Origin of the sequence: Microbacterium sp. NPDC055910, assembly GCF_042271185.1 — a bacterium.
Taxonomy (GTDB): domain Bacteria; phylum Actinomycetota; class Actinomycetes; order Actinomycetales; family Microbacteriaceae; genus Microbacterium.
Window position 1 is genome coordinate 53,337 of the sequence record NZ_JBHJZS010000010.1, and the last position, 16,835, is coordinate 70,171.

A 16,835-nucleotide genomic window follows, 5' to 3' on the forward strand; every position below is an offset into this window, starting at 1 on the left:
CGGAGAGCAAGGGGTTGACGTCGGACGGCGCGGGCGACAAGTGTCGAAGCAGACGAAGGGAGCGACGCATGCGCGCAACGCTGGACGGAACCGTGATCGCCGAGGCCGAGCAGGACGACCTCGTGCGGATCGAGGGCAACTGGTATTTCCCACCGGCGAGCATCAGCGACGGCGCGCTCGTCGAGAGTCCCACGCCGTACACGTGCCCGTGGAAGGGCGCGGCGCAGTACTACCACGTGGTGGTCGACGGCGAGCAGCACGACGATCTCGCCTGGGCGTATCCGGATCTGTTCCCGAGCGCCGTGGAGCGGGTCGGGCGGGACTTCGCGGGCTATGTGGCCTTCGCGCCGCAGGTCACGGTGGAGGACTGAGCGTTCAGGAGCGGGCCGCGTCGGCGTCCGTTCCGGCGTCGTCGTCCGCGTCGGAGGTGTTCGCACGGACGGCGTCGTCGTCGACCTCGGTCGGCGGCATGTCGGCGAGGTCCGCGCGGTCTCGGTTCGGGTCGCCCGAATCCGCGTGCGTCGAGTCGGGCCCTTCAGGGGGGAAGGCGTCGTTGGACATGGTGTCTCCTCCGGGTCGGGTCTCGGGCATCACGTCTGGCGTCTGATGAACCGCATGAGCCAGGCGATGACGGCGATCACGAGGATCACGATGCCCACCCAGAGCAAGAACTTCACGGCTTCCACGAAGATGCCGAAGAACAGCAGCACGAGTCCGATGATCAGCAGGATGATGGCGAGTCCGGTCATGCGTTCCATGCTCTCCGAGCCCGTCTCGCGGCGTCCACGGGTTGACACGGTCCGACCTCTCATGCTCATGGCCGCGCGTGTGGGACGGTGGTGAACATGGACTCCCTGGACGCAGTGATCGTCGGTGCCGGCCCCAACGGACTGGCCGCCGCCGTCACGCTCGCTCGCGCGGGCCTCGCCGTGCGCGTCTACGAACGCGCCGACCAGGCCGGAGGCGGCGCGGCCACGCGCGAGCTGACGCTGCCCGGGTACCGGCACGACGTCTGCTCGGCGATCCATCCGATGGCGTTCGAATCCCGATTCTTCCGCGAGTTCGGGCTTCGCGACCGCGTGGAGTTCGTGACGCCCGACGTGTCTTTCGCCCAGCCGCTCGACGGTGGGCGCGCGGGCATCGCGTACCGCGACCTCGCGCGCACGCGCGACGAACTCGGGACCGATGGACCCGCGTACGAACGGCTCCTGCGCCCCCTCGTACGGCACGCCGATCGCGTCGCGGAGTTCACGGGATCGACGCTCATGCGCGTGCCGCGGCACCCGCTGACCGCAGTCGCGTTCGGCCTGCGCTCGCTCGAGCAGGGGAGCGGCGCGTGGAACGTCCGGTTCCGCGAAGACGTCGCCCCGGCGCTGCTGACCGGCGTCGCGGCGCACACGATCCTGCCGCAGCCGAGCATCGCGAGCGCGGGAGCGGGCCTCGCGCTCACGACCTACGCCCACGCGCGGGGCTGGCCGATCCCGGTCGGAGGCACCCAGGCGATCAGCGACGCGATGGTGGACGACCTGCGTGCGCACGGGGGCGAACTCGTGCTCGACCACGAGGTGACCTCACTGACCGACCTGCCGCGCGCACGGGTGACGTTGCTCGACGTCACTCCACGTGCGCTGCTGCGCTTGGCCGGCGACGCGATCCCCGCCGGTTATCGCCGGGCGCTCAGCCGGTTCCGCTACGGCGGCGGGGTGGCGAAGGTCGACTTCGCGCTGAGTGAGCCCGTGCCCTGGGCCCACGACGGAGTCCGGCGGGCGAGCACGGTGCACGTCGGCGGCACGCGAGCAGAGATGGCGAACGCTGAGAACGAGGTCAACCGAGGACGGCTGCCCGACCGGCCGTACGTCCTCGCCGCACAGCCCTCACTCTTCGACGAGACGCGTGCACCGCGCGGGCGCCACACGCTGTGGACCTACACGCACGTCCCGGCCGGCAGCGACATCGACCGCGAAGAGGCGGTCATACGCCAGATCGAGCGGTTCGCGCCGGGCTTTCGCGACACGATCCTCGCGTCGCACTCGCGGTCGGCGCTCGATGTCGAACGGCACAATCCGAATTACGTCGGAGGAGACATCGCCTCGGGCGCTCCGACCTTCGACCAGCTGTTGCGACGGCCCGTCCTGAGCCCTGACCCGTGGCGCACGCCGTTGCCGGGCGTCTACCTCGCCGGCGCGTCGGCGAGCCCGGGCCCCGGAGTGCACGGCCTGGCGGGGTGGTGGGCCGCGCTCAGCGCGCTGCGGCACGACTTCGGCACGCGGGCCCGCCCCGATCTGTCGCCGTGATCAGGGGTGGGTGAGCGCGGGCTCCTCCGGGAAATCGCGATCTCCGCGCGGATCGGCACCGCTCGCGATACGGTCGGCGGTCGCGCTGTCGACCTGATCGGGGTCGACGTCGGGATCGATCGTCGGTTCACCGTCGATCTCGCGGATCGGATCGTCGGGCTTCAGTCCGCCGTCGTCGCGGGAGGCGCTGTCGCGCTCGGGGTCGTTGGGCGGGATGATGGCGGCGGGCGGAGTGTTGCTCATGATCGGACCTCTCGTCGGTCTCACCGACGCTACGAGAGGCGGGCGGCGGATTCGACGGGGTTGACGAGCGTGCCGGAGCGTCCTAGCCGCGCGGCCATTCGATCAACAGGAGGCCCTGCTTGGTGTCCGCCAGTTCGACCGCGCCGTCGACGAAGAGGTACGTCATGCCGTATCCCTCGTCATCGACCTGGATCGTCGTCTCGGCGGGCTCGGTGATGTACACGCCCCCGGGGGCGTCTTCCCGGCGCCACCCCTGCGCGAGCAGGGAATCCTGCGCCTCCTGCGCGACGGATTCCTCGATGGGCGCCCAGCCGAAGAGCTGCAGGTGGTCGCCCGCCGGTGCCTCGAAGTCGGCCCACACGCACAGAAGCCCGTCGGGGACCTCGAGGTCGCCGATGTAGAAGCGGTCGGCCTGCGCGCTCCAGCCGAGGCTCTCGAAATCAGCGACGATGCTCTCGGGGACGATCGTCTCGCACGTCGGTTCCGCGTCCACGGGAGCGTCGGTCGGCGTCGTCGACGGTGCCGGCGTGGAAGCACTCGGTGTCGGCGCCGTCGTCTCGGCGCCGCCGGGGCCGGGGTCCGCCGACGCGGCACACGCCGTCAGCGCAAATGCCGCGGCTGCGAGGGTGAGAGCGGCGACGAGAGGGCGGGGTGAGGTCATCGGTGGCTCCACGAGGTCAGGGGGAGTGCAGCAGGTCGAGGAACGGCTGGTGGAGCGTGCCGTTCGTCGCGAGGGACGACCGCTCCGTGAGAGAGGCGGCCCCCGAGTAGGCGGTGAAGGATCCGCCCGCTTCGAGCACGATCGGCACGTGCGCGGCGATGTCGTACTCCTGCACGCCGAACTCCGCCACGAGTTCGAGACGCCCCTCGGCGAGGAGCATGTACGGCCACGCATCACCGTAACCCCGGTCGCGCCACACCGCCGACGTCAGTCGGCCGAGGGCGTCGAGTTCACCGGCATCCCGCCACTGCTCGATGCTCTGAAAGCTCACGCTCGCCCGCTCGATCGAGTCGACGTCCGACACCGAGATGCGTCGCGTGTCGCCGCTCGCCGTGCTGGTCCACGCACCGAGTCCGGATGCCGCCCACCACCGCCGTCCGATCGCGGGCTGGCTCACGACGCCGACACGGGGAATGCCGTCGATCGCGAGCGCGATGAGGGTCGACCACATCGGGATGCCCTTGAGGTAGTTGTGGGTTCCGTCGATCGGGTCGATGATCCACTGGCGCGATCCCGAACCGCTCGTGCCGAACTCTTCGCCGTGGATGCCGTCGTCGGGACGCTCGCGCGCGAGAACCGCTCGAATCGCCTCTTCGGTCGCGATGTCGGCCTCCGTGACGAAGCTCGCGTCAGGCTTGGCCTGCACGTCGAGATCGGGGGAGTCGAAGCGGGGCATGGATGCCGCGTCCGCAGCGTCGGCGAGCCTCAGCGAGAGCTCGAGATCTGCCCGCAGATCGCCGTCGAACGGCACGTCGAACGAGGACGCAGAGGAGAGGGCGGTCACGACATCAAGGATAACCGGCGCAGCCCTCGCCGCGATTTCCGGGTGACGCAATCGTGATGCTAATGTGGACCCTCGGTTCGCCTCATCGCGAATCATGCACCTCTAGCTCAATCGGCAGAGCAACTGACTCTTAATCAGTGGGTTCTGGGTTCGAGTCCCAGGGGGTGCACGGATAAGCCTCGGTCACTCTCGCCAGTGACCGGGGCTTTTCTGCTTCGCGGGCGACGTTCAGTCCATGGGCACCTCGGCCGCGCTGCGCGAGTACTCGCGCTGGAGCAGCGGGCCGAAGAAGCGCATGCCGAGGCAGGAATCCAGGTCGATGCAGTTCGCGGTCACCGGGTCCTTGGCGGCGTATGCCGAGAACCCGTCCACCTTGCGCTGGAGGGTCTCGCCGTCGAGGTTCACGTCGTAGTCCGCCGTCTGGTAGCCGATCGCCAGCGTCACGAGCTCCGCGTCGATGCCGGCGCTGCGCCAGGCTGCGCGGGCGAACGATGCACCGGTGGCATGGTCGGAGTGGTCGCCGCGGGAGAGCTCGCCCGCCTCAACGGGCATCCCGGTGACGATCTCGTCGGGATCCGCGTCGGCGATGATCTCGGCCAGCGAATGCGTGATGTCGTCGATCGTCAAGTGCTCGGGACCGTCGACATCGCGCACGGTCGGAATGGTGCCCGCCGCGAGCTTGCCGAGGCTCTCATAGCCCATCGCCTCGAACCCGCTGCCGTCGATGTTCCCGTCGACGAGCCGGAACGACAGCAGCACCAGTCTCGGGTCATCGGCGGGACGCCACTGCTCGACGGTCACGCCGGTCTCGAGCACGTCGGCCTCTTCGCCCCACGCGCCGCTGTAGCCGCGCAGCCTGTCGTACGCGTCGCGGATGCCCTGCTCCCGCCCGCGGGAGTACTCGACGCCGCGGCCCGCGTCTCCCGCGGACAGATAGGCGATCGTGACGCACTTGTCGGCTTCGAGCGCTTCCATGACGCGGCCGTGGCCGAAGATGAGGTCGTCGTCGTAGTGCGCCCAGATGGCGAGCATGCTTCCCGCATCGCACAGTCCGTGGGTCGGCTCGGGCTGCGGCGTCGCCGTCGGCGAGACGGTCGGCACGGGTGGATGCGTGTGGACGGCGGGCGTCGCGACGGCCTGCGGCCGGTCCTCTGACGGGGTGGGCGCACAGGCCGTCAGCCCCAGGATGCCGACGATGCCGAGAGCGGCCGCGGCGCGGCGAAGAGCGGTCGAGGTCATGGGGCTCCCTGGGTGCGATCCGCGCGGCCTGCGCGCGTCACAGCGTAGACCCGCCGCGGGCAGGTGCCCGTGGGTCCGTTGTCGCGAAACGGTAACGACTGCGCGGGTGCCGCCCGGGCGGACTTGACGACGGCGTGGGATGTGCTTACATTTCAGATACCTGAATCAGCTTTCAGGTCGCCCTCACGGGCATCCCTTCCAACGGTGAAAGGCACGCACATGCGGGTTACGAAGAAGTTGCTCCTGGGATCCGTGGTCGCCACGGCCGCCCTCGTCCTGGCGGCCTGCGCGCCGTCGGCCGATGCCGGCGGCGGCGACGGCACGACCCCCGAGGGTCCGAGCGAGGTCACGGTGGGGATCGTCACGAGCGAGACGGGTCCGCTGGCGGGCTATGGCAAGCAGTACCTGGACGCCTTCAAGGCCGGCCTCGACTACGCCACGGACGGCACGGGCGAGGTCGACGGCACGACGATCGTCGTCGAGTACAAGGACGACGCGGGCGACCCCGACAAGGCCGTCACCGCCGTCAAGGACTTCATCGGGCAGGGCGTCACGATCATCGCCGGAACGGCGGCATCGGGTGTCGCTCTCGCCGTTGCCGAACAGGCGGCGCAGAACAAGGTGCTCTACATCGCCGGTCCCGCCGCAGCGGACGCCGTCACGGGCATCAACGAGTACACGTTCCGCTCGGGTCGCCAGAGCGCGCAGGACGTCGCGACCGCCGGTGCCTTCCTCGATGACATCGAGGGCAAGACGATCACCGTCTTCGCCCAGAACAACGCGTTCGGCACGGGCAACGAGGCGGCCGTTCAAGCGATCCTCGGCGCTCAGGGCGCGACGGTGAACTCGGTGCTGGTGCCCGAAGACGCGACGGAGTTCACGCCGTTCGCGCAGCAGGTGCTCGCAGCGCAGCCCGACCTCGTGTTCGTCGCGTGGGCGGGTGCGACCTCGGGCGCGATGTGGCAGGCGATGAGCCAGCAGGGCGTCATGGACCAGATCCCCGTCGTCACGGGGCTCGGCGACGCCGCGACGTTCGGCGCCTACGGCGAGGCATCCGAGAAGATCAGCTTCCTCAATCACTACTTCGCCGGCGCTCCCGACAACGACGTCAACACCGCGATGGTCGAGGCGATCGAAGCAGAGGGCGGCACGGTAGACCTCTTCAGCCCCGACGGCTTCAACGCCGCCATCATGATCGTGCAGGCGATCAAGGAGGGCAAGGGCGACCCCGACGCGATGGTCGCGGCGCTCGAGGGCTTCGAGTTCGACGGACCGAAGGGCACGATGACCGTCCGCGCGGGCGACCACGCGCTCATCCAGGAGATGTACCAGGTCAAGCTCGTCGCCGACGGCGGAAGCTTCGTGCCCGAACTGGTCGGCACCGTCGCGGGCGAGGACGTCGCCCCCGCCGAAGCCGGTTGATCCGAGGCAGCGAACCATCATGAACACCCCTGTTCCGTCCGCGCTCAGGATCGAAGGCCTCGGCCTGCAGATCGGTGGCGCGACGATCCTGAAAGATGTCGCCCTCGACGTCGCCGCCGGCTCGCTCGTCGGCGTCATCGGGCCCAACGGTGCCGGCAAGACCACGCTGTTCAACGTGATCTCCGGCATCATGAAGCCCACGTCCGGGCGCGTCCTGATGGACGGCGCCGACATCACGTCGTCGTCGATCTCGGCCCGTGCGCGGGCGGGACTGGGGCGCACCTTCCAGACCTCGAGCCTGTTCCCGCGGCTCAGCGTGCTCGAGAACGTCCGCCTGGCCGCACAGGTCTCGCTCGGCGGCTCCGCATCGCTGTTGGGCTTCCCGAAGAAGACGGATGCCGCAACCGAACTCGCCCTCGACAAGCTCACCGCCGTGGGACTCGCGCACAAGCTCGACACGGCCGCGGGAGACATGTCGCACGGTGACAAGCGCAAGCTCGAGATCGCGGTGCTCCTGGCGACCGACGCCTCGATCGTGCTGCTGGACGAGCCCATGGCGGGCGTGGCCTCGGGCGACGTCGCCGGCCTCGTGCAGAACATCCGCGATCTGCACACCGAGAAGGGATGCACCGTGCTCATGGTCGAGCATCACATCGACGTGCTCATGGGCCTCGTCGACAAGGTGGCCGTCATGTACTTCGGCAGCATCATCGCCTACGACACGCCGCAGAACGTCATGAACGACCCGCTCGTGCAGAGCGCCTACCTGGGCACCGCGGCATGAGCGCCGAACCGATCCTGACGGTGGCGAACCTGCGCTGCACGATCGCGGGGCAGCAGGTCGTCGAAGACGTCTCCTTCGAGGTGCCGGCCACGGGAATCACGGCCGTCCTCGGGCGCAACGGCGTCGGCAAGACCTCGACCCTCCGCGGCATCCTCGGGCTCCTCCATCGCCGCGGTCGCGTGACGCTGGCGGGGGAGCGGATCGACGGGCTGGCGACTCACCGCATCGTGCAGCGGGGCGTCGGGTACGTGCCCGAAGACCGCGAAGTGTTCGCGAGGCTCAGCGTCGCCGAAAACCTCGCTCTCGCCGAGCGCCAGCGCAATCCGCGGCGTGAGTTCGTCGCCGAGCTGTTCCCGGATCTCGTGGCGCGGCGCGACCAGCCCGCCGGCACGCTGTCGGGCGGTCAGCAGCAGATGGTCTCGGTCGCCCGCGCGCTGCTCAACGACAACCGCATCCTGCTCGTCGACGAGCCCACCAAGGGCCTCGCCCCGAAGATCGTCTCCGAAGTGACCGAGGCTCTGCGCGAAGCATCCAAGATCGTGCCGATCCTGCTCGTCGAGCAGAACCTCGAGGTCGTGCGCCGTCTCGCCGGGCCCGCGATCGTCATCGGCGGAGGCCGCGTCGTGCACACCGGTCAGGCCGCCGAGATCCTCGACGACGACGACCTGACCCGTCGCCTGCTCGGCGTGCACGCCGAGACCCACGCATCCGAAGTATCCACCGACCGGGGGGAGTCGAAATGAGCATGATCGTCTTGACCCTCATCACGGGCGTCGGTCTCGGTGCCCTCTACTTCCTCGTCGCGAGCGGACTGAGTCTCATCTACGGGCTCATGCACGTGCTGAACTTCGCGCACGGAGCATTCCTCACCCTGAGCGCCTTCATCGGCTGGTGGGTCGCGCAGTCGCTCGGCACGGACTCGTGGGGTTCGTTCCTGCTGTCGATCCTCGTCGGCGCGGGCGTCGGCGCCGTGTTCGCGACCGTGACCGAGCTCGTCCTCATCAGACCGCTGTACGAGCGGCACATCGAGCAGGTGCTCGTCACGGTCGGCCTCTCGTTCGCCGCCGTCGCCCTGTTCGAGGGCATCTGGGGAACGGATGCGATCCACGTCGCCGGGCCCGCATGGCTCAAGCAGACGACGGAGGTCCTCGGCGCCCGCATCCCCAACACCTACTGGGTGCTCATGATCGCGGCCGTGCTCGTGCTCGCCTCGCTCGTGCTCTTCCTCAAGAAGACCCGCTACGGCATGATCATCCGCGCCGGTGTCGAGAACCGCTCCATGGTGACCGCCCTCGGCATCGACGTGCGCCGCTCGTTCACGCTCGTCTTCGCGATCGGCGGAGCGGCCGCCGGTATCGGGGGCGTCCTCGCGATGCACTACTCGACCTTCGTCTCGGCCCACCTCGGCCAGACGCTGCTCATCTTCGCCTTCATCGTGACGGTCGTCGGCGGGCTCGGGTCGCTCACGGGAGCCGCGATCGCGTCGGTCATCGTCGCGGTGCTGCAGCAGTTCGCGAACTTCTACCTCAACGGAACCGGCGACTTCATCGTCGTCATCCTGCTCGCTCTGGTCCTGCTCGTGCGGCCCACCGGACTCCTCGGGAGGAAGGCATGATCCTTCGACGCAAGGGGGCGACCCTTCGGCAAGCTCAGGGACCGGGTGGCGCTCAGGGACCGGGTGGTGCTCGGGGAACGGGTGGCGCTCAGGGACCGGGGGGGCTCGGGCGGTACGTGCCGGCGATCGTCGGCGGTGCGCTCGTGGCGTTCATGGCGCTGCTGCCCCTGCTGAACATCTCCATCCCCGGAATCCTGCCCACGCCCACCTACATGCCCGGCACGCTCGCACTGCTCTCGCTGTGCATGGTGTTCGCCGCACTCGCGCTGTCCTACAACCTTCTGCTCGGATCGGGCGGCATGCTCTCGTTCGGTCACGCGCTGTACTTCGGCGCGGGAGCGTACGGCCTCGGCATCGCGCTCGAGCACTTCGGCGTGCCGCTGTGGCCGGGCGTCTTCGTCGCCCTCATCGGCGGCATGATCATCGCCTTCGCGACCGGTGCCGTCGCGATGCGGGTCTCGGGCATCCCGTTCGCGATGGTGACGCTCGCCTTCGCGCAGGCGGGGTCCGTGCTCGTACGCCGCAACTCGCAGATCACGGGCGGAGAAGAGGGCCTCAGCCTCAACACGACGCACGTTCCGGACTTCCTCGTCGGGGTCGTCAACACGCGCAACCTGTACTGGTTCGCCCTGGCCGTGCTCGTCATCGTCTATCTCGTCACGCTGTGGGTCGACACGTCGCGACTGGGCCACCTCGCCCGGGCGACCCGGGAGAACGAACAGCGTGTGCGCGTGCTCGGCCTGCACCCGTACCGCGTGCGCCTGGCCGTCTTCGTCATCGCCGCGGTGCTCGCGAGCCTCGCGGGAGTGGCCTACATGCTGCTGCAATCCGGCACCGTGCCGCGCGCCGTCTCCGCCGATCTCACGATCACGGTGCTCGTGATGGTCGTGCTCGGTGGCGTCGGCTTCCGCTGGGGTGCCATCGTGGGCGGTGTGCTCTACACCCTCCTCGACCAGCGACTCACGGTGCTCGCGGGCTCCGAGGCGATCGCAGGACTGCCCGATGTGCTGCGCATCCCGCTCTCCGAGCCGCTGTTCCTGCTCGGCGTCCTCTTCATCCTCGTCGTGATGTTCCTCCCCGGCGGGATCGCCGGCACGATCGATGCCGCCGTGCGCCGCCGCCGGGGCGAGCGCGTGCGCGGCGCCCTGCAGACGATGGATGACGCGGATGCCACGGTCGATGCGCCCGCCGAGGTGCGGTCATGACCCCGGAATCGCTCATCGACGACGGCCCTCACACGATCGGCCGCTGGCTGCTCGACCGTGCGGCGCAATCCCCGCGCCGCATCGCGATCGACGACCGCGGCGTCACGATCGACTACGCGACGCTCGCCCTGCGCGCGTCGGAGCTCGCCGAGCAGCTGCGCTGCGCCGGATACGGTCCGGGCGATCGCATCGCCACCGTGTCGGGCAACTCGAGCGACCACGTCGTGGCCTTCTTCGCGTGTGCGATGGCGGGCGTCGCGTTCGTGCCGCTCTCGTGGCGGCTGACGCCGCGCGAGCTCAGCGACATCATGATGCGCACGGACCCCGCGCTCGTGCTCGTCGAAGACGAGCACGCCGCCCTCGCCGGTGAGGCGCTGCGCACCCTCCGGAACGCGCCGCCGGTCGCATCGCTCGGCACGACGGGGATCGAGGCGGTCGTGCCGCGGTCCCGCGCCCCCCGGCCCGTGCGACGGGTGCACGACGACGACCCGCTCCTGGTGATCTTCACGTCGGGCAGCGAGGCCGCGCCCAAGGGCGTCGTCCTGACCCACGCCAACTGCTTCTGGAACAACCTGGCCCTGGCCCAGGCCCTGCCGCTCACGCACGAGGACGTCGTCCTGGCGATGCTGCCGCAGTTCCATGTCGCGGCGTGGAACTGTCAGCCGCTGCTGGCATGGTGGGTCGGCGGGACGGTCGTGCTCGAGCGCTCGTTCCAGCCCGCGCGCGCCCTGCAACTCATCGCCGAGCGAGGCGTGACGGCCATGATGGGCGTGCCGACGCAGTACGCGATGCTCGCGGCGGATCGCGGCTGGGCCGAAGCCGACGTGAGCTCGCTGCGCCTGGCCCTCGTCGGCGGGGCCACGATGCCCGTCGCCCTCCAGCAGCAGTGGTCGGGTCGCGGCATCCCGTTGACGCAGGGCTACGGGCTCACCGAAGCGGCGCCCAACGTGCTGCACCTGCCCTCCGCCGACGCGTCGGCGTTCCCGGGTGCCGTCGGCCGGCCGTACCCGCACGTGGCGACGCGGATCGTCGACCCGGCGTCGTCGCTGCCGCTCGAGGGCGAGGCGACGGGCGAGCTGTGGGTCGGGGGGCCGAGCGTCTTCGCCGGCTATCTCGATGACGAGCAGGCCACGGCCGCCGCCCGTGTGGGGGACTGGCTGCGCACGGGGGACCTCGTCCACCGCGACGCCGCCGGCGTGCATCGCATCGTCGATCGCCTGAAGAACATCTACATCTCGGGCGGCGAGAATGTCGCCCCGGCCGAGGTCGAGCACGCGCTCGAGCTGCACCCGCTCATCGCCGAGGCCGCGGTGGTCGCCGTCGCCGACGAGGTGTGGGGCGAGCGTGGCGTCGCATTCGTCGTGCCTGCCGACGGTACCGTGCTCTCGGTGGACGAAGTGCTCGCGCACGCGCGCCGCAACCTCGCGGCGTTCAAAGTACCGGTCCACATCGAGATCGTCGAGGAGCTGCCCCGCTCCACGATCGACAAGATCGCCCTCCCGCTTCTGCGACGGCGAGCCGCGAGCCTGACGAAAGAGGTGCGTCATGACGCTGCCCGATGAGCTCATCGACGACACGGACCGCCCGGTGTCTTCGGCGACCGGCCGCCCGCTGACGAAACGCGGTGAGGCGACGCGGCGACGGCTGCTCGAAGCCGCCGAGCATGTCTTCGCCGAGCTGGGATACCACGAGGCATCCATCGTCAAGGTGACCGAGCGAGCCGGCATCGGCCTCGGCACCTTCTATCTCTACTTCGACAGCAAGCAGGCGATCTTCGAGGCTCTCGTGATCGACCTGAACCGGCGCGTTCGCCACTCCATGTCCGAAGCGATGGCAGTCGCGGATTCGCGTCTCGATGCCGAGCGCGCGGGATTTCGCGGGTTCTTCCGCTTCACCGCGGAGCATCCCGCGCTGTATCGCGTCGTGCGCGAAGCGGAGTTCGTCTCACCCGCGGTGCTGCGCCTGCACTACTCCCGCATCGTAGAGGGATACGAGGCCGGCCTGAGCGCCGCGCAGGAGGCGGGCGACGTCGACCGTGCACTCGACCCGGAGACGACCGCGTGGGCCCTCATGGGCATGGGCGAGCTCATCGGCATGCGCTTCCTGCTGTGGGAGAGGGACGCCGACGGCAAGCCGCCCGCCGAGCTCGACGCCGGCGTCTTCGACGCCATGATGCGCTTCATCGACAACGCGCTGGCCCCCCGGCCCGCGCAGGAAGGCGATCGAGCATGATCGATCAGGACCTCGCGGGCAAGCGCGCCCTCATCACGGGCGGCGCCAGCGGCATCGGCCTGGCGTGCGCCACGGAGTTCGCCGCGCGCGGCGCCTTCGTTATCGTGGCCGACCTGAACGCGGATGCCGCCGCCCAGGCCGCCTCGCAGGTGCAGGGTGAGCCGTGGGTCGTCGACCTGTCCGACACGGCGGCTCTCGACGACCTGATGCTCGACGTCGACATCCTCGTCAACAACGCGGGGATCCAACGCGTGAGCAGCATCCCCGACTTCGATCCGGACGCCTTCCGGCTCATCCAGCGCCTCATGCTGGAATCGCCCTTCCTGCTCATCCGCGCGGCCCTGCCGGCGATGTACGACAGGGGGTGGGGACGGATCATCAACATCTCGAGCGTCCACGGCCTGCGCGCGTCGGCGTTCAAATCGGCCTACGTCGCCGCCAAGCACGGCCTCGAGGGTCTGTCGAAGGTCACCGCGCTCGAGGGCGCTCCGCGCGGAGTGACGAGCAACTGCATCAATCCGGCATATGTGCGCACGCCGCTCGTCGAGAAGCAGATCGCCGATCAGGCGGCGCTGCACGGCATCGGCGAGGACGAGGTCATCGAGAAGATCATGCTCACCGAGACGGCGATCAAGCGGCTCGTCGAGCCCGAAGAGGTCGCCTCGCTCGCGGGATGGCTCTCGTCGGACAAGGCCGGTATGGTCACGGGCGCGTCCTACACGATGGACGGCGCGTGGACAGCGCGATGAGCGGGCACGCGTACCGCGCGGTCGACGTACCCGTCCCCGGCGGCGACCTGCGTGTCGGCGTGTGGGATCCCACGGGCGACACGACGGGCGAGGTCCTGCTCGTGCACGGCGTCACGTCGTCGCACCTGGTCTGGCCCTTCGTGGTCGACCGGCTCACCGGCATCCGCGCGATCGCTCCCGATCTGCGCGGACGCGGGCGCAGCAACGCCGTCGCGGGCTCCGCGGGCCTCGCGGCGCACGCCGACGATCTCGCGGCGACGCTCGATGCCCTCGGAATCGACCGCATCCTCGTCGTCGGACACTCGATGGGAGCCTTCGTCGCGCTCGCATTCGCGCACCGGCACCCCGACCGGGTCACCCGTCTCGTGCTCGTCGACGGCGGTATGCCGCTCGATGCCCCCGCAGGGCTCGACGCCGAGGCGATGGTCGCCGGGATCCTGGGGCCGACGGCCGCACGCCTGTCGATGCGGTTCGCCGACGTCGAGGCCTATCTCGAGTTCTGGCGCGAACATCCCGCGTTCTCGAACGCGTGGACCGACGAGCTGGACGCCTACTTCGCCTACGACCTCGTCGATGACGGCGAAGGGCGGCTGCGTCCCGCGACGAGCTATCAGACCACCGTCGACGACACCGTCGACATGAACACCGGCTCGACGCTCGTCGACGCGCTGGCGGGGCTGGGACATCCGACGCGGCTGCTGACGGTGCCGAGGGGTCTGCAGGACGAAGAGCCCGGGCTCTACGCTCCCGACCATCTCGCGAAGGTGCTGGCGCAGGTGCCGCACATCCTGCACGACCATGTCGACGGCTTCAACCACTACTCGATCGTGCTGTCGGAGGAAGGCGCCGCGGTGCTCGCACCGATCATCCGCGACGAACTCGCCAGCGCCGCGCGGCTCGGGAGCGACCCGGGCTGACCCGTCTCAGCGCGTGATGCGCCGTTCGAGGAGCTTCTTCTCTTTGCCGTGCACGGGGGAGTCGGTCGCGATGAGATGCCCGGTCGACGCGCGCCGCGTGTCGACGATCGCGCCGATCGCGAGCGCGAGGGTGATGCCCCAGCTCAGCCAGGCGAGGGCGGTGCGCCACGTGAACGGGGCATCGTCGCGTGTCGACCGCAACAACGTGAATCCGCTCAGGATCGCGCTGACCAGGCCCGTGCTGAAGAGGTATCTGCGCATGCTCTTACGCTAGCGCCACCTGGCGGTCAGGCGGCCGCCCTTGACACCGCGACGGCCGGCAGTCAAGGCCCGCGGGGCAGAACGTCGCCGCTGTTAGCCTGAGGACACACCCCGCCCCTCAGGAGTACCGTGACACAGGCCGATTTCGTCGTCGTCGCCAATCGACTCCCCGTCGACCGGATTACGGAAGGGGAGGATGCCGGAGGCTGGCGTCCGTCTCCGGGCGGCCTCGTCACGGCACTGGAGCCGGTCATGCGGCAGACGAAGGGCGCGTGGGTCGGCTGGCCCGGCCAAGCGGATCTGGCACTCGAGCCGTTCGACTTCGGCAACATGCACCTCGTTCCCGTCGAGCTGTCCGCGGCCGACGTGGAGAACTACTACGAAGGCTTCTCGAACGACACGATCTGGCCGCTCTATCACGACGTCATCTCGCCGCCGCGCTACCGTCGCGTCTGGTGGGACGCCTACGTCAAGGTCAACGAGCGCTTCGCGCGCGCCGCGGCGGACGCGGCGGTCCACGGCGGCACCGTCTGGGTGCAGGACTACCAGCTGCAGCTCGTGCCGCGGATGCTGCGCGAAGCACGCCCTGATCTGACGATCGGGTACTTCCACCACATTCCCTTCCCGGCATACGGCCTGTATTCGCAGCTGCCCTGGCGGCGACAGGTGCTCGAAGGGCTGCTCGGAGCCGACGTCATCGGATTCCAGCGGGTCGCCGACGCGAGCAACTTCGCTCGTGCCGTGCGGCGACAGCTGCGGTACGAGACGAAGGCAAGCGGCATCCGCGTTCCCGTCGGAGAAGGCACTTCGCGCATCGCCCTCGCGAAGGCCTTCCCGATCTCGATCGACGCCGCGACCTACGTGGAGATGGCACAGCGGCCGGACATCCGGGCCCGCGCGGCGGAGATCCGGGAAAGCCTCGGCAACCCCAAACGGATCCTGCTCGGCGTCGACCGGCTCGACTATACGAAGGGCATTCGCCACCGTCTCAAGGCGTACGGCGAGCTCATCAACGACGGCCGCCTCGATGTCGAAGACGTCACCCTCGTGCAGGTCGCGAGCCCGAGCCGCGAGCGCGTCCAGGCCTACATCGAGCTGCGCGACGAGATCGAGCTCACCGTGACGCGCATCAACGGCGACCACGACACGATCGGCCACTCCGCGATCCGCTACCTTCACCAGGGTTTCCCGCGAGAAGAGATGGTCGCGCTGTACCTCGCCGCCGACGTCATGCTCGTCACCGCCCTGCGCGACGGCATGAACCTCGTCGCCAAGGAGTACGTCGCTTCGCGCATCGACAACCGCGGGGTGCTCGTGCTGAGCGAGTTCACCGGTGCGAGCGATGAGCTGGGGTCCGCCCTGCGCGTCAATCCGCACGACATCGGAGCCCTCAAGGACACCATCATGCGCGCGATCGAGATGCCGTCGGCCGAGCAGGGGCGGCGCATGCGGGCGCTGCGCAGGAAAGTCCTCGACTTCGACGTCGCACGATGGTCGAGATCGTTCCTCGACGCCCTCGCCGCCGCGAAGGAGCGCACGCCGTGACCCGTCGCGATGACGCCGTGCGCCGGGTCGCGGCATCCGATCGACTGCTTGTCGCGCTCGATTTCGACGGCACCCTGTCGCCGCTGGTCGACGACCCCATGACGGCGCGGATGCTGCCCTCGGCGCGGGCGGCGATCGAGCGGCTCGCCGCGCTGCCCGACACGACCGTCGCATTCGTTTCGGGTCGCAGCCTCGTCGATCTGCGCGAGATCGCCGAGCACGGCGATGATTCGATCTACCTTCTCGCCGGCAGTCACGGGGCGGAGTTCTGGGTACCGGGCGATGGCGCGCTCGATCCCGAACCCGATGTCGTCGACGCCGACCTGCGCGATCGCCTGCTCGCCGATGCGCGTCACGCGACGGAAGGCCTCGACGGCGTGTGGATCGAGCCCAAGACGTTCGGGCTCGGCGTGCACACGCGCGTCGCCGATCCCGTCTCGGCCGACCGGGCCCACGCGGCCGTCGACGCGGTGGTCGTCGCAGAAGCCCCCCACTGGCGCCGCCGGACGGGAAAGAACATCGTCGAGTACGCGTTCCGTCACGAGGGCAAGGATTCGGCGATCCAGGCATTGCGCGAGCGGCTCGCCGCGACCGCGGTGCTCTTCGCCGGCGACGACGTCACCGACGAGGACGCGCTGCGCAGTCTCGGTGCAGATGACCTCGGCGTGCGCGTGGGCGATGGCCCGAGCGCCGCGAGTATCGTCGTGGCCGACATCGACGAACTCGCGAGCCTGCTCGGCGACCTCGCGGCGCAGCGCCGCGCGGCGCAGGGGCAGGCGCCCGCGGGGGCCGACGTGCGCGCCCCACGGGAATAGACTCAGGGG

At 69.5% G+C, this 16,835-nt stretch carries 20 protein-coding genes and 1 tRNA gene; 14 read left to right on the forward strand and 7 right to left on the reverse strand.

Features of this window, described 5'->3' with window-relative positions:
• The first annotated feature begins 68 nt into the window (after nucleotides 1-68).
• On the forward strand, nucleotides 69-371 hold the full coding sequence (locus ACFC3F_RS06805; RefSeq protein ID WP_376127889.1) for a DUF427 domain-containing protein: 303 nt from the start codon (nucleotides 69-71) through the stop codon (nucleotides 369-371).
• A gap of 4 nt (nucleotides 372-375) precedes the next feature.
• Here the strand turns inward: ACFC3F_RS06805 and ACFC3F_RS06810 are convergent, their stop codons facing one another.
• Both ACFC3F_RS06810 and ACFC3F_RS06815 read right to left on the reverse strand, forming a co-directional pair.
• Entirely contained in the window at nucleotides 376-561 is a 186-nt protein-coding gene (locus ACFC3F_RS06810; protein WP_376127891.1) for a hypothetical protein, read from the reverse strand.
• Between the two features lie 29 nt (nucleotides 562-590).
• On the reverse strand, nucleotides 591-749 hold the full coding sequence (locus ACFC3F_RS06815) for a hypothetical protein (RefSeq protein WP_376127893.1): 159 nt from the start codon (nucleotides 747-749) through the stop codon (nucleotides 591-593).
• Nucleotides 750-845: 96 nt separating this feature from the next.
• On the opposite strand from ACFC3F_RS06815, the gene ACFC3F_RS06820 reads away from it, so the two are divergent.
• A complete protein-coding gene (locus tag ACFC3F_RS06820) occupies nucleotides 846-2,294 on the forward strand; it encodes a phytoene desaturase family protein (RefSeq protein WP_376127895.1) in 1,449 nt (482 codons plus the stop codon).
• Here ACFC3F_RS06820 and ACFC3F_RS06825 read toward each other — a convergent pair whose 3' ends face one another.
• The 3 genes from ACFC3F_RS06825 to ACFC3F_RS06835 form a co-directional block, all read right to left on the reverse strand.
• Nucleotides 2,295-2,537: a hypothetical protein gene (locus ACFC3F_RS06825; protein ID WP_376127897.1), complete on the reverse strand. Its 243-nt coding sequence runs from the start codon at nucleotides 2,535-2,537 to the stop codon at nucleotides 2,295-2,297.
• Nucleotides 2,538-2,619: 82 nt separating this feature from the next.
• Nucleotides 2,620-3,198 carry a hypothetical protein gene (locus tag ACFC3F_RS06830; protein WP_376127899.1) on the reverse strand — a complete coding sequence of 193 codons (579 nt, stop codon included), beginning with the start codon at nucleotides 3,196-3,198 and terminating at the stop codon, nucleotides 2,620-2,622.
• Between the two features lie 16 nt (nucleotides 3,199-3,214).
• On the reverse strand, nucleotides 3,215-4,042 hold the full coding sequence (locus ACFC3F_RS06835) for an inositol monophosphatase family protein (RefSeq protein ID WP_376127901.1): 828 nt from the start codon (nucleotides 4,040-4,042) through the stop codon (nucleotides 3,215-3,217).
• A gap of 96 nt (nucleotides 4,043-4,138) precedes the next feature.
• On the opposite strand from ACFC3F_RS06835, the gene ACFC3F_RS06840 reads away from it, so the two are divergent.
• Nucleotides 4,139-4,211: transfer RNA gene (locus tag ACFC3F_RS06840), tRNA-Lys, on the forward strand.
• A 59-nt stretch (nucleotides 4,212-4,270) separates the two neighbouring features.
• Here ACFC3F_RS06840 and ACFC3F_RS06845 read toward each other — a convergent pair.
• Nucleotides 4,271-5,281 (reverse strand): PIG-L family deacetylase, encoded by a 1,011-nt coding sequence (locus tag ACFC3F_RS06845; protein ID WP_376127903.1) that lies wholly within the window; start codon nucleotides 5,279-5,281, stop codon nucleotides 4,271-4,273.
• A 219-nt stretch (nucleotides 5,282-5,500) separates the two neighbouring features.
• Between ACFC3F_RS06845 and ACFC3F_RS06850 the strand changes: the two genes are divergently transcribed.
• The 9 genes from ACFC3F_RS06850 (at nucleotide 5,501) to ACFC3F_RS06890 (ending at nucleotide 14,205) form a co-directional block, all read left to right on the forward strand.
• Nucleotides 5,501-6,703, forward strand: coding sequence for a substrate-binding domain-containing protein (locus ACFC3F_RS06850; protein WP_376127905.1), 1,203 nt, complete (start codon nucleotides 5,501-5,503; stop codon nucleotides 6,701-6,703).
• A 19-nt stretch (nucleotides 6,704-6,722) separates the two neighbouring features.
• Nucleotides 6,723-7,487, forward strand: coding sequence for an ABC transporter ATP-binding protein (locus tag ACFC3F_RS06855; RefSeq protein WP_376127907.1), 765 nt, complete (start codon nucleotides 6,723-6,725; stop codon nucleotides 7,485-7,487).
• Complete coding sequence (locus tag ACFC3F_RS06860; RefSeq protein WP_376127909.1) at nucleotides 7,484-8,230, forward strand: ABC transporter ATP-binding protein; 747 nt, start codon at nucleotides 7,484-7,486, stop codon at nucleotides 8,228-8,230. The genes ACFC3F_RS06855 and ACFC3F_RS06860 overlap by 4 nt, the downstream gene beginning before the upstream one ends.
• On the forward strand, nucleotides 8,227-9,102 hold the full coding sequence (locus ACFC3F_RS06865) for a branched-chain amino acid ABC transporter permease (RefSeq protein ID WP_376127911.1): 876 nt from the start codon (nucleotides 8,227-8,229) through the stop codon (nucleotides 9,100-9,102). The genes ACFC3F_RS06860 and ACFC3F_RS06865 overlap by 4 nt, the downstream gene beginning before the upstream one ends.
• A gap of 152 nt (nucleotides 9,103-9,254) precedes the next feature.
• A complete protein-coding gene (locus ACFC3F_RS06870; protein ID WP_376127962.1) occupies nucleotides 9,255-10,307 on the forward strand; it encodes a branched-chain amino acid ABC transporter permease in 1,053 nt (350 codons plus the stop codon).
• On the forward strand, nucleotides 10,304-11,869 hold the full coding sequence (locus tag ACFC3F_RS06875; RefSeq protein ID WP_376127913.1) for a class I adenylate-forming enzyme family protein: 1,566 nt from the start codon (nucleotides 10,304-10,306) through the stop codon (nucleotides 11,867-11,869). The genes ACFC3F_RS06870 and ACFC3F_RS06875 overlap by 4 nt, the downstream gene beginning before the upstream one ends.
• Nucleotides 11,853-12,539, forward strand: coding sequence for a TetR/AcrR family transcriptional regulator (locus ACFC3F_RS06880; protein ID WP_376127915.1), 687 nt, complete (start codon nucleotides 11,853-11,855; stop codon nucleotides 12,537-12,539). The genes ACFC3F_RS06875 and ACFC3F_RS06880 overlap by 17 nt, the downstream gene beginning before the upstream one ends.
• Nucleotides 12,536-13,288, forward strand: a complete 753-nt coding sequence (locus ACFC3F_RS06885) for a 3-hydroxybutyrate dehydrogenase (protein ID WP_376127917.1) — start codon at nucleotides 12,536-12,538, stop codon at nucleotides 13,286-13,288. Before ACFC3F_RS06880 ends, ACFC3F_RS06885 begins: the two co-directional genes overlap by 4 nt.
• Nucleotides 13,285-14,205 carry an alpha/beta fold hydrolase gene (locus ACFC3F_RS06890; RefSeq protein ID WP_376127919.1) on the forward strand — a complete coding sequence of 307 codons (921 nt, stop codon included), beginning with the start codon at nucleotides 13,285-13,287 and terminating at the stop codon, nucleotides 14,203-14,205. The genes ACFC3F_RS06885 and ACFC3F_RS06890 overlap by 4 nt, the downstream gene beginning before the upstream one ends.
• Before the next feature lie 6 nt (nucleotides 14,206-14,211).
• On the opposite strand, the gene ACFC3F_RS06895 is transcribed toward ACFC3F_RS06890, so the two are convergent.
• A complete protein-coding gene (locus tag ACFC3F_RS06895) occupies nucleotides 14,212-14,466 on the reverse strand; it encodes a hypothetical protein (RefSeq protein WP_376127921.1) in 255 nt (84 codons plus the stop codon).
• Between the two features lie 129 nt (nucleotides 14,467-14,595).
• On the opposite strand from ACFC3F_RS06895, the gene ACFC3F_RS06900 reads away from it, so the two are divergent.
• The gene (locus ACFC3F_RS06900; protein WP_376127923.1) at nucleotides 14,596-16,011 is read left to right on the forward strand and encodes a trehalose-6-phosphate synthase; all 1,416 of its coding nucleotides are present in this window, start codon (nucleotides 14,596-14,598) and stop codon (nucleotides 16,009-16,011) included.
• Nucleotides 16,008-16,826: a trehalose-phosphatase gene (gene otsB / locus ACFC3F_RS06905; protein ID WP_376127925.1), complete on the forward strand. Its 819-nt coding sequence runs from the start codon at nucleotides 16,008-16,010 to the stop codon at nucleotides 16,824-16,826. The genes ACFC3F_RS06900 and otsB overlap by 4 nt, the downstream gene beginning before the upstream one ends.
• The last annotated feature ends 9 nt before the right edge of the window (nucleotides 16,827-16,835 follow it).